Here is a 12,257-nt window from a genome sequence, read left to right on the forward strand (position 1 = left end):
TACCGCCAATCAAGCATTTCTATTTTTTTAAGTTTTTTTTAAGATTCCTTCTATTAATAAATCGTTATGCTATAATGGAGTCAAAGAGTTCTGTTCGATTACGCAAAACAAAAACGAGGTGAGATTTCATGGACATCGCCGCTATGTCAACCGGCTTGAGCCAACTTAATTTTCAAAGCCAGGCCAGCACGTTAGTGTTGCGCAAAGCGATGGATCAACAGCAACAGCAAGCATCGGACATGTTGTCGTTGCTGCAATCGGTCGCCGTCCCTTCGCCCGAACCTCTCGGACAAAGCATCGATATCTCGGCATAAAAGTAGCAGGTGAGCCTGAATAAATGGCTCCCTGCTATTTTTTATTTTCCATCAATCATTTCTTCTTTGACCACAGATATCCCGCATACGCTGTTATTGAGACAACGAGCAAGGCGATTAAGCGTACAGGATGATCTTTATAAGAAGCCGCATCATGCCCCAGCGTGACTTCGATCCAGGCGGACGGCAGTTTGCCGATAAAGGTCGCGATCACATAATCACGCAAACTGATCGCGCTGATCGCGCCGATTGCGGTAATCAGACCGGACGGAACAAACGGGATGCTGCGGGCGACGATCATGATGACAAGACCGTCCTTGCCGCTCAGTTCTTCCACTTTCTGCAGCGCATCGCTGCGCACGATCAGTGCATGCGCATTCTCGCGAAAGAAATAGCGCATAAAGACAAAGCTGATGATAACGCCGACGGATTCCGCCGCCCAGGAAATCAGCGTTCCTTCCCAGATGCCGAAAACGATTCCGTTTACTGCCAGCATGAAAATATTCGGCAACACGGCTACGCAATTGATCAACACAACGATCAGAAAGCTGACTACGGCGGCATACGCTCCGAAGGAACGGATATATTCGATGCAGCCCGTCATGTCGCCGGTATAAATAAAATGCGCCATTTTTTGCAGCGGTTCGGGATTCAGCCAGTACAACACGCCGCAGACAAGCGCCAGCGCCGCCAGTACCATTATTTTTTGCTTCGTTTGTTCTTGCTTCATAGTTATACTACCTCTTTTTCAGCCCCGTACACTCTTTTTTCGATGATCCTTCTATTATAGAGTTGTTTCCGATTATATTCAAATCGAAGCTTCATTAATAAGAAAGACAACCTGCCTCGTTTGACAGGTTGTCTTTCTTATTCGCGGCATTAGCTGATGATAATTTTTTTCACAGTCGCGCGCAAACCTTCCTCGCCGTTTTCCACCCAAACCTGATGCAAGCGCTTGACGCTGGCTTGCGAGAACAAATAACTGCGAAATGCATTAAACGGCAAACCGTTCAGGTCGCTCTCCGTCATCCGGTAATCCTGCCGCGCGATTACGCTCAGTTTTTCCGTCATCCAGCCGGCGGCCGGAGCCGTCATGACATAATCATGATCGCCCAGATGCACCATGAACCCTTCCTGACGGCGCGGCAACGGCAGCGTCGCTGCGTCGCTTGCCAAATAACCTTCCCGGACCGGATCTTTGCCGGCAATGATCGCCGCGGCCTTAATCCAGTCGACTACCTGCGCCTCATCCGCTTTAAAGCCGGGATGATTATGCGAGCAGGCCAACGCTACGACCAATTCCGGCGCGGCATCCCGATACATCGTGTCGGCAATGCCTAAGATATGATGCACGCCGGTTCCCGCTACATTGGCCTCCGGCAGGCAAGTGCCGTCGTCTTTCCACTGCAATACCCAGGTCTTTTGAATGTCATGCAGCAAAATAGCCGACACGATCAGTTCCTTATTCATCCGGTAACCGTAGATCTCCTGATACGCTTCATAAATACCGAGCGCCGTTTTCAAATCCACCGCGACATGCGTTACCAAGCCGCCCGGGTAAGGATGATGGCTTTTCCAACCGCTGCCCGGCGCGGTGCTGAATGCCTGCAGCACACGATCCGGGCCTTCGTTTTTAGGAAACAGCTGTTCATCTGTCATTTCCGCTTTGGCATACCCGACGTCTTGCAGACGCAGACGCAGGCGAGTCACATCGCCAGAGCCCGGATACCGTTCCAGTAACTTCGGCTTCGGTTGCTGCAAACCGTCCCGTGCCATGCTGCGTACCGCAGCGTTTGAGATCAGATCACACGACGAGAGCAAATAAGCATAGCCTCGCTTCACCATTGCCGAGCGCTCCGCCATCGCTGCCGGCGTTAATTTTATGCACGCATCCAATGAAATGGCACTACTGTCCGCCGCCACCTGGTTTGCCGCTTCCGAAACAGAAAATCCAGTCCCCACCGTCAACACCGCTGCCGCTCCGGCGGTCAAGCGCAAAAAATCCCGTCGATTCAGTCCACGCGTCAATAAATCTGCAGCCATTTTTTTCTTTCACTCCTTCGCTTTGCTTTGCTTGCAGTTAGCCATGAATCACATCGGTATATTCTTCAAACACTTTTGTGCGATAAAGAGGCAAGAAGCCGACTGCCCCTTCCCATTCGCCGTCTTCCCAGTCCAGGCGTGTTCCCCAGGCCAGCAGAGACGTTCCGGCAGCATCTTCCAACGAATAGCATTCCAGCTTCGGCACTTCGGTTCCACTTTCGCCGACATACGATTCAAATTCGCTGCGGATTCGCAGCCATCGTCCCAGTTTCAGTCCCTGCAACGGGAAAGTTTCCTCGCCGCCGGACAACGTGATGTTAAGTTTGTCCTTTACTACGCAGCCGTCATCCGACGTTTCAAGCGTAGCCCGTAATTTCGTTTTTTCCGGCACCTTTGCGCATCCCCTGAGGCAATGCACGTTTGCTTTTAGCTCACGCCACGCGGTGCAATGACGTCCTTTCGTTTCAACCTGCGCCGCATCAAGCCATACCGCAAGCGCATCGCTCTTACTCCCCGCCGCCTCCGGTCTTTCCTGCAACGCGAAAATTTGCTGCGCATTCAGCTTTTCGGTGTAAAAGCGCACTTGCCCGACCTTTGCCGAAAGCTGCGTAAAATATTTCGGTCGGTTGATTTCCCAGATCACATGGCCGATATACGAATACCCGACAAAAAGCGGCATCCCAGGCCAATTACGCAGCTCTTCCTCCGGAGCAATCCCTGCGCTGCTGCCGACCAGTTGCCTGTCGCAATACGAAGCGCCGCCGCTTCGTTTATCAAAACTCGATGCATACTGCCGCCAGCTGCCGACCGCTGCGCAACCGCCCTGCCAGGTGTACTCGGACGTACCAAAGCAAGTTCCCCACTTTAGCTGTCCATTGCGTTCGATTGCCATGCGCAAAAGATAGGTCGCACCCCAGCCGGTCGATATGCCTTTGAGCAAGAGCGGATTGTGTCCCATTTCCGCTTCGCCGGCCAAACGGCTGACATTGGCCGAAACAATACCGGTATACCCGTCACGTACGTGCAGACTTTCGTGATCCGGCACTTCGATGCATTCGCCCGGTTCCGCAAAGACAAAGGCCATTCGTCCCTCTTCCGCAATCCGTTTTGCCTTGCCGCGAATCAGGCCGTGATTTCCGTTTCCCGACAGATCTTTCAGATATGGCGTACCGCATAACGGTCCTTCAATTGTTATTTCCTGTTCCGGCAAATCGCCGATGCGCAGACGGTAAACACCGCTTTGCCTGAAACGATGCACCAGCTCGACCCGCTTGGTCTCGCCGCCGTCCAAACAGACTGCAAGCGAAGTCGCCGCCGCATCGTCGACGAGCAATACAACCTGCGCCGTATTTTTTTCCCTGCGCTGACTGGTAACATCGACCTGGACCGTTACCTGAGCCAAAAATGCCCCTGTTCCTACTTTCGCACTGAAATTAGCATAGTGAAGCGGCTCTTTTAATTCGATGCAAGCGGTGCAACTTGCTTCGCCAACTTTGAGGCGGTAGACGCCGGGCAGCGTAATCTTATATTCGCTTTGAAAGCGGCATTCTTCGCCCGCATTGAGCGTAAGCATGCGCTCACGCCCCAGTGTACCGAATTGATATAGCTTTCGCGTCCGCTCATTCTCCTGTACCGCGACCGTTACTTGCGCCAAACTTTGCCCGGCATTAAGCGCAAGACCCGTTACGCAGACCCAGCCCGTATCTTCTTCGACGCGCAGGTCGATCTCTTTTAGCGTCAACGCCGCTGCTGCCTTATCGAGTACGATTTCATCCAGCAAAAATTCCCGGCCTTTTTCCATCCCATAGATCCGAAAGCGCAATTGCCGCTCGGTAATGTTCAATTTGCCGTGCGACACCTGCCCGGTAGCCAAAAGTTCGGGAAAATCCGGCAGCAACCGTTCACCCGGCTCTCCCTTTTCCACATAGCCGCCGAATGTCTGCCCGCTGCCCTGGCTGACATAGGCGATTCCCGCCCCGACTGCCGGATCGGCTGAGATATTTTTCATATAACAATGCAAATGTCCGGACAGCACCAGATGGACGCGCCCTGCTTCCACCCGTCTTGCGATGTATTGGCGGCAGAAGTCGTCGGTATACGGATGATGCAGCATCACGATCCGCCATGTGGCTTCCGTCGCATCAGGCGACGATAATTCCGCGTCCAACCACTGCATCGTCTCTTCGATTCGTTTCTTTGTCGCTGCAGCAACCGCGACGCCCGCGTTGTATGCATTCATCTCCGACAGGCTCCACGGATTGCTGTTTAAAACGATGAAATGCGTGTTGCCGTAAGTAAAGGAATAATTCCCCTCACACCCCTGATAGGCTTCATCCTGCAAATCGCCAAAATATTGCTGGTAAAACGGTCCCTCATCATGATTTCCGGTTGCATAAACAACCGGGACATTCGCCAAAAACGCAGCGCCTTTTTGAAACCAGTTTTCCAGATATTCGTTCTGTTCAAAGCCGGTACTGCGCGACAAATCACCCGCGTGCAAAATAAAATCCGGTTGTTCCGCCTCCAGCAGCGCGGAAAATTCCTCATGAATTTCAAATTGATGTGAATCGGTCAACGTTACCAGGCGAATCTCCTGCGGCGTTTCGCCCAACGTGCGAAATCGTCCCGCACGCGTCTCGCCGCCTTGCAGACGAACCCGGTATTGATAACGCGTATCGGGCTGCAACTGACGAAGCGTCGCCTGTTGGCGCAATAGTCCTGTATTCCGTTCTGCCGCTACGACGATCGTTTCCCCGTCCGCCTGATACTCGACCTGAGCCGCGACCGGCACGTCCGTTTCCCATACAAGCGTCATTTCTCTTGTCTTCGGAGCCAGCAAATAAGGCCCACTGCAAATTTTCGCCATCTTTGCTCCCTCTTTCTTGCTAGTCACCGCTGCTCGCAGCTTGTCTACGCTGCTGCAAATAATTAGTAAGCCGTTCCCATGAACTGTTGATGACCTGCTCCTCCGGAATATTATTTTCCTTCAGCAGCCGCAGCGCATAAGAAAACTCGCCAACCGCCATATGATAATGTGCATCCGACGCTACCGCCAATTTTGCGCCAAACTGTAGCGCCGCTTGAATAATGGCCGTACACATCGCTTCACTGCCGGGGCGCGCCGCCGGTGAGCTGTTATTGATTTCGAGCGCCACGCCGCAGCGGGCCGCTTCCTGCACAACGCGCAGCACATCGATCGGATATTTCGGACTGTCCGGATGTCCAATGACGTCAACGCGTGGATTGCGGATCGCACCAAGATACATCGCCGTGTTTTCTTCCACGCTGCCGCAAGGCGTCACTTCTCCATGACAACTCGCAATCACGATATCCAGTTTGGCCAGTTGTTCTGCCGTGAAGTCGAGCTTTCCGTCGCGATCCATCAGATTCGCTTCGCAGCCTTTCAAGACCCGAATGCCGAACATTTGCGCAGGGATATCGCGGTAGGTATTAAAATAAGCATAACTGACGCTGCCCGGATACCCAGGCCCATGCTCCGTCAAGCCGACCGCCAGCAGTTTTTTCTCCGCCGCCGCGCGGATCACTTCCGTGACGGTGCTGAATCCATGACGACAGGCCAGCGTATGCGTGTGTAAATCGGCAATGATATTCATCGTTTCAACTCCTTATCCGCGCGTCTGGTCCTAAGCGCTTTTTTCCGCTGCCTCAAACTTTTTCGGCTTTTTCGCCCACAATGTCGGCAAGACCAGAATGATCATCAAAATAACCGAGCCGATCCAAAACATTTTTATATTGCTGAAGTTGTACACGGCGACGCCTTTGACCATGATCTTGCTGGAATCCATCAGCCAGCCGTTCAGCACGTCCTGCACCGCAGCGCCGGCATAAGCGAGCAATCCGACCGTTCCCATCGCCGCCCCAGCCGCCTTTTGCGAGCACAGGTCAACGGCCAGCATACCGCCGATGAAACACAGGATCACGCCAAGACCAAATCCGAAAATCGCCATGAACAGCGAATCCAACCATTGATTGCCCGCCGGACTCAGGCAAAATCCAACCAGGCCGACCAGCATCACAAAACCGAACACGACGGTAGTTAACGCATGGTTCGATTTGAAAATTTTATCGGAAATATAACCGGAGGCGAACGATCCCACCCCGCCCATCAGCGGTGCAAGGGCCAATACACTGCCCGCGGCTACCAGACTGTACGCCTTCACTTCCTGCAGATAAATAACGCCCCAGCTGTTGATCGAATAGCGGGCGATGCCCATGCAGGCGGCGCTCAACGCGATAAACCAGATATATGGATTCTTCAACACTTCGAGTTGCGCTTCGCGCGTTGTTTTGACCTTCTCTTTGGCAACCTCTTCGACTTCCCCTTTAAATTCGTTAGCCGAAGGCAAACCATACGCCTGCGGCCGGTCATACATAAACTTATACATGCCGAAAGCGATGAAAATGCAAGCCAGTCCCGGATACAAGAACGCCGACTGCCAGCCAAAATGAACGATCAGCATCGCGGAAAAAATAAAGGTAGCGCCTTCACCGATGTAGTGCGCAATGCTGAATACGCCATATTGCGTCGCAACCTCTTTCTTGGAAAACCACTGCGTAATCGAGACAATACAGGGCGCGGAACCCATCGACTGAAACCAGCCGTTCAAGAACCATAGTATCATAAAGGCCCAAAAATAAGGCGTAAAACCGAGCACCACATTGATAACGGCCGAGCCGAGCAAGCCGATCGGCACAATCTTCTTCACATTGCAGCGATCGCCTAAAAAGCCATGAAAGCATTTGCCTACCGCATAGGCAATCAATAAGCCAGCGCCGATCTGCCCCAGATCGGTCGCCGAAAAACCGGCCTCCAGCATTGGTTTTTTGGCAACGCCAAGCGTCATTTTGGTCACATAGTACATGCCGTAGCCAATGATCATCGCCGTCATGCTTTGCCAGCGCGCTTTCGTGAATAGCCGCTTTACTTCTTGAGAATCTTGAATCCGAGGTTTTTCTTTCCCTGTTGCAAAGAAGTCCATCATACTCATCTTGGTACCACTCCTTCTTTTACATCAAGAAAGGAAGCAGGGAATCTTCCCCGCTTCCTCGCTCTATTCTATTTCCCCAGTATCTTTTTCAAATCCTCTCGTTTTTGCGCAACATTCTCCTTATTGATGATTTCCGTTCCGGTATCAATCCGTTTGTCTACGCTTTCATTTTTAGCCGCTTTAATCGCAGCTTCTACGCCTTTGAAGCCGATGTTGAACGGACTTTGCGCAACCGATGCATCCAGTTTGCCGTCGGAAATCGAACCAAGCGCATCCGGTGAGCCGTCAAAACCGACGACCGGCAGGTTCATTTTTGCCGCTTCCAACGCTTTTACCGCACCGAGAGCCATTTCATCATTCGTGGCAAAGACGGCGGCAAATTCTTGTTTGCTTTGCAGAATGTTTTCCATAACGGTTACTGCCATCGCCCGTTCGCTATTGGCCGGTTGAATCGCAGCCACTTCAAGACCAGCTGCTTTCAATGCTTCCACGCAACCATTGGCCCGGTCATCATGCGTGGGATCGCCTTGTGCGCCGCGCAGAATAACGACTTTAGCGCCTTTGCCCAGTTTCTTCGCCAAATATTCGCCGGCTAATTTGCCGCCATTGGCATTACCGGTACCGACGAACGATACTTTGTCATCCCATTTCGCATCCGTATCGCCTAAGATAACCGGTATTTTCATTTCCTTCGCTTTGTTAAACACCGGAATGGCACTGGACGGCTGCGACGGCGCAACCACTAAGGCATTCACTTTTTTGGTGATTTGGTCTTCGATCATGGAAATCTGTCCGGTAACATCCGTTTCTGCATTGGGTCCGAGAACGGTGACATTGACGCCGTATTTTTCACCAGCCGCCTTGGCTCCAGCTTCGACAATTTTCCAATAGTCGCTGTTCAAAGCCTTGACGACAACACCGATGTTCATTTTCTTCGCTTGATCCTGCGTCTGACTCGTTTGGGAACCGCCGCAACCGGCGACCAAGAGCGCAACCAGTAACGATAATGACATCACAAAATACAGGCCTTTTTTCATTACACTTTTCCCCCTCAAATTTTCTTTCATCCCCAAGAGAAAATTCCATTCGCGAAGCTAGTCATCCACCTCCTCCGTTTTGCTGCACTGCGCGACATCCGTTACTTTGCCTTTTTCGCCGCCTTGTGACGCAACACATCAATGTATACCGCCAATATGATGACAATGCCGATCGCCACCGTCTGCATCTCCGACGACACGCTCAGCAAATTTAATCCGTTACGCAGCACCGCCATGATCAGCGCACCGATCAGCGTCCCCCAGACGGTACCTTCGCCGCCCAGGAAGCTTGCGCCGCCGATGATCGTTGCGGCAATCGCATCGAATTCATAACCTAGGCCGGCCAGCGGATACGCCGCATTGACGCGCCCGACCAAAAGCAGTCCGGCCAAGGCCGCCATGAAGCCGCTGATCGTATAGACAATGATCAACACTTTGTCGATGCTGATCCCCGACAGGCGAGTCGCTTCGGGGTTGCCGCCGACCGCGTAGATGTAGCGACCGACCGTCGTATAATTCAGGAAGACATGAAACAAACCATAAACAAACAGCACCAGTAGGAAACTGACCGGAACCGGTCCGACAAACGCCGCGCCAAGAAACTGAATCGACGGCGGGAAGTTCGAAATCGGCGACGCCGCCGTTACGATCAAGGCCAGGCCGCGAGCCACATTCATCGTGCCCAGCGTTGAAATGAACGGATGCGGCAACGACATTTTCGTCAGCGTCAGGCCATTGATCAAGCCGAGCAGCAGGCCGACGCCGAGACAGACTGCGATGCCGATAATCGGCGACATGCCCATCTTAACCACGACAATCCCCATCAGCACGATGCTCAGCGCCAGGATGGAGCCAACCGACAAATCGATCCCCGCCGTCAGGATCGAGAGCAGCATCCCCAGCGCAATCAAACTGTTGATCGAGGATTGACGGGCGATATTCATGATATTATCCATCGTCAGAAAATGAGGCGATAAGAAAGTTAGCGTTGTACACAGCACCACTAACCCGATCAAAGCACCCATTTTTTTAAAAATGTCTTTTATGCGCGTCTTACTACTATTAGTGTCAGCCGGCAGCGCTTGCAAGTTCATGCTCATTGCTTCTACCTCCCGTTGCAGCTTTCATAATATTTTCCGGCGTCGCTTCCGCCTGGACAAATTCGCCGGTTATTCGCCCATTGCCCATGACCAGTATCCGGTCGCTAATCCCCATGACTTCGGGGAGTTCGGACGATATGACGATGACCGCAGCGCCTTCGCCGACTAAGCGGTTGATCAGGTTGTACACTTCCACCTTCGCGCCTACGTCGATGCCGCGCGTCGGCTCGTCAAAGATGAAGATCGAAGCCTCCGAGCACAACCATTTTGCAATGACGACCTTTTGCTGATTTCCGCCGGACAGCAGACGGGTCGTTGTCTGCGCATTGTTGGGCCGAATTTGCAGATCCCGCACCAAATCCTCCACCGACTGCTGCAGTTTTCCAGGATTGATAAAACTATTGAAGGAACAGAATTTTTTCAGACTGGAGAGGCTGGCGTTAAAACGAATATCATGCATTAAAACCAGGCCCTGCCCCTTGCGGTCTTCGGTCAAAAACGCCAAGCCTTGCTCGATCGCGTCTTTCGGACTGGAAATCTTCACTTCCTGCCCGCGTACCCATATCCGCCCGCTGTCAATCTTGTCCGCGCCGAACACCGCGCGCGCCAGTTCCGTCCGCCCCGCACCGACCAGTCCGGCAAAACCGAGCACCTCGCCGCGGCGCAGCTCAAACGAAATATCCTTGAGCGTAGAGCCGCGATTCAGTCCCTCAACCTGCAAGACCACATCGCCCTGCGTCGCCGGAACCTTGGGGAATTTTTCTTCCAGCGAGCGGCCGACCATCAGTTTGATCAGCTTTTCCTGATCCGCTTCGTCCTTTTCTAGCGTAGTAATCTTGCAGCCGTCACGAATTACCGTGATCCGATCCGCCACTTCCAGCACTTCTTCCAAGCGGTGCGAAATATAAACCACGCCGATATTTTGCGCCTTGATTTTTCGGATATTATCCAGCAGCACCCGCACTTCTTTTTCCGACAGACTGGATGTCGGTTCATCCATGATGATCAGTTTGGCATTGGCAACCAGCGCTCTGGCAATTTCGATCATTTGCTGATAGCCCATGCTGTAACTGGACACCAACTTCGTCGCTTTGACTTCAATGCCAAGACTGTCGAGCGTTTCCTGCGCAATCTTGTTCATTTTTCGATAATCCAAAAGTCTAAGTCCCGGCAAGCGCAGTTCGCGACCGAGAAAAATGTTTTCCGTCACCGTCATATTCGGCGCGAGACTTAATTCCTGATAAATACAGGCAATGCCCAGTTTATGCGCATCCTTTGGATTTTGAAATTGAACCTGCTGCTCTTCGCAATACATTTCGCCTTCATCATATTGATAAGCGCCGGTCAATATTTTAATGAGAGTCGATTTTCCCGCCCCATTCTCGCCGCAGAGCGCATGAATTTCCCCTTCCCGGAAATTCAGATCAATCGAACTCAGGGCTTTTACGCCCGGAAAGCTTTTCGAGATCCCTTTCAACGTCAAAAAGTGTTCAGCCATTGTTTGCCGCCTCCTCTATCCCCGGCAAGGCCGGGTTGCACCAAGAGCAGAGTTCCGAGTCCAAACAAAAGGGCGATTACCACCCAGACTTTATAGCAGAATTAGCGTTTCAGCTGCGTGATCATCGCAACCACCGCATCGCCAACCGCATCAGTTTTTGCCGTACCGCCCATATCCGGCGTCAGGCAGTTGCCTTGAACCAGAACCTTTTCGATCGCCTGCAGCACGACTTTCCCCCATTCGGCCTGATCGAAGTGGTCAAGCATTTGACTGACTGACCAGATGGCCGCCAATGGATTGGCAACGCCTTTTCCGGCAATATCCGGCGCCGAGCCGTGTATCGGCTCAAACATCGACGGATAACGCCGTTCCGGATTGATGTTCGCTCCGGCCGCCAATCCCATGCCGCCGGCAATCGCCGCGCCGAGATCCGTCAGAATATCGCCGAACAGATTGGACGTGACGACGATTTGAAAACGCTGCGGATCGCGGATGAAAAACATGCTGGCCGCATCAACCAGATACGAATACGTCTTGACATCCGGATAGTCGCGTCCCACTTCTTCAAATACGCTATCCCAGAAGACCATCGAATAGTTCAGCGCGTTGGCCTTGCTGATATTGGTCAGCGTCCGGCCCGTTTTGCGCGCCAGTTCATACGCGTAACGGATAATTCGCTCCGTTCCTTTGCGGGAAAAGACGCCGGTTTGCAGCACCACTTCCTCCGGCTTGCCTTTAAAGAGCCAATCGCCCGCTCCGGCATATTCGCCCTCGCTGTTTTCGCGCACCACCATCATGTCCACTTGTTGGCGCTCGATCCCTTTAATGGGACAGTGCGCACCCTCCAGCAGCTGGATCGGACGCAGGTTTACGTATTGGTCAAAGCCCTTGCGGATCGTAAGCAGCAATCCCCACAAGGAAATATGATCCGGTACGCCCGGATAACCGACTGCGCCTAAATAAATGGCGTCAAAAGCTGCCAGCCGTTCCATGCCGTCGTCGTCCATCATTTTTCCGTGCTTCAGATAATATTGGCAGCTCCAGGGAAAGTATTCAAAGGCAAAGGCTATTTTGCCGTCCAGCGCGGCCACGCAGTTTAAGACTTTGATGCCTTCTGCCAGTACCTCGGGTCCGATTCCGTCTCCGGCAATGACGGCTATTTTATACGTCTTCATCTTCTTCACTCCATGTCTTTACTTTTATTCAAGACATGCCTGTCTCCGCACTGACGTCGTCACCGCGGAGGCAGGCCGGCC

10 protein-coding genes are annotated in these 12,257 nt (G+C 52.6%); 1 reads left to right on the plus strand and 9 read right to left on the minus strand.

Going from position 1 to position 12,257, the window contains the following annotated elements:
* Positions 1-128: 128 nt before the first annotated feature.
* On the plus strand, positions 129-314 hold the full coding sequence (locus QTL79_RS00120) for a YjfB family protein (protein ID WP_346352892.1): 186 nt from the start codon (positions 129-131) through the stop codon (positions 312-314).
* Positions 315-369: 55 nt separating this feature from the next.
* Here the strand turns inward: QTL79_RS00120 and QTL79_RS00125 are convergent, their stop codons facing one another.
* The 9 genes from QTL79_RS00125 to QTL79_RS00165 form a co-directional block, all read right to left on the minus strand.
* Positions 370-1,044: a TVP38/TMEM64 family protein gene (locus QTL79_RS00125; protein ID WP_346352893.1), complete on the minus strand. Its 675-nt coding sequence runs from the start codon at positions 1,042-1,044 to the stop codon at positions 370-372.
* A 149-nt stretch (positions 1,045-1,193) separates the two neighbouring features.
* Positions 1,194-2,357 carry a twin-arginine translocation signal domain-containing protein gene (locus QTL79_RS00130; RefSeq protein WP_346352894.1) on the minus strand — a complete coding sequence of 388 codons (1,164 nt, stop codon included), beginning with the start codon at positions 2,355-2,357 and terminating at the stop codon, positions 1,194-1,196.
* Positions 2,358-2,394: 37 nt separating this feature from the next.
* Positions 2,395-5,223, minus strand: a complete 2,829-nt coding sequence (locus QTL79_RS00135) for a purple acid phosphatase family protein (RefSeq protein WP_346352895.1) — start codon at positions 5,221-5,223, stop codon at positions 2,395-2,397.
* A 19-nt stretch (positions 5,224-5,242) separates the two neighbouring features.
* Positions 5,243-5,971, minus strand: a complete 729-nt coding sequence (locus QTL79_RS00140) for a phosphatase (RefSeq protein WP_346352896.1) — start codon at positions 5,969-5,971, stop codon at positions 5,243-5,245.
* A 30-nt stretch (positions 5,972-6,001) separates the two neighbouring features.
* The gene (locus QTL79_RS00145; RefSeq protein ID WP_346352897.1) at positions 6,002-7,366 is read right to left on the minus strand and encodes an MFS transporter; all 1,365 of its coding nucleotides are present in this window, start codon (positions 7,364-7,366) and stop codon (positions 6,002-6,004) included.
* A 68-nt stretch (positions 7,367-7,434) separates the two neighbouring features.
* A complete protein-coding gene (locus tag QTL79_RS00150; RefSeq protein WP_346352898.1) occupies positions 7,435-8,403 on the minus strand; it encodes a sugar ABC transporter substrate-binding protein in 969 nt (322 codons plus the stop codon).
* Between the two features lie 101 nt (positions 8,404-8,504).
* Positions 8,505-9,503, minus strand: coding sequence for an ABC transporter permease (locus tag QTL79_RS00155; RefSeq protein ID WP_346352899.1), 999 nt, complete (start codon positions 9,501-9,503; stop codon positions 8,505-8,507).
* On the minus strand, positions 9,472-11,001 hold the full coding sequence (locus tag QTL79_RS00160) for a sugar ABC transporter ATP-binding protein (protein ID WP_346352900.1): 1,530 nt from the start codon (positions 10,999-11,001) through the stop codon (positions 9,472-9,474). The genes QTL79_RS00155 and QTL79_RS00160 overlap by 32 nt, the downstream gene beginning before the upstream one ends.
* A 101-nt stretch (positions 11,002-11,102) precedes the next feature.
* Complete coding sequence (locus QTL79_RS00165) at positions 11,103-12,176, minus strand: tartrate dehydrogenase (RefSeq protein WP_346352901.1); 1,074 nt, start codon at positions 12,174-12,176, stop codon at positions 11,103-11,105.
* Positions 12,177-12,257: the final 81 nt, after the last annotated feature.

Origin of the sequence: Azotosporobacter soli (assembly GCF_030542965.1) — a bacterium.
In the GTDB taxonomy this organism is placed as follows: domain Bacteria; phylum Bacillota; class Negativicutes; order SG130; family SG130; genus Azotosporobacter; species Azotosporobacter soli.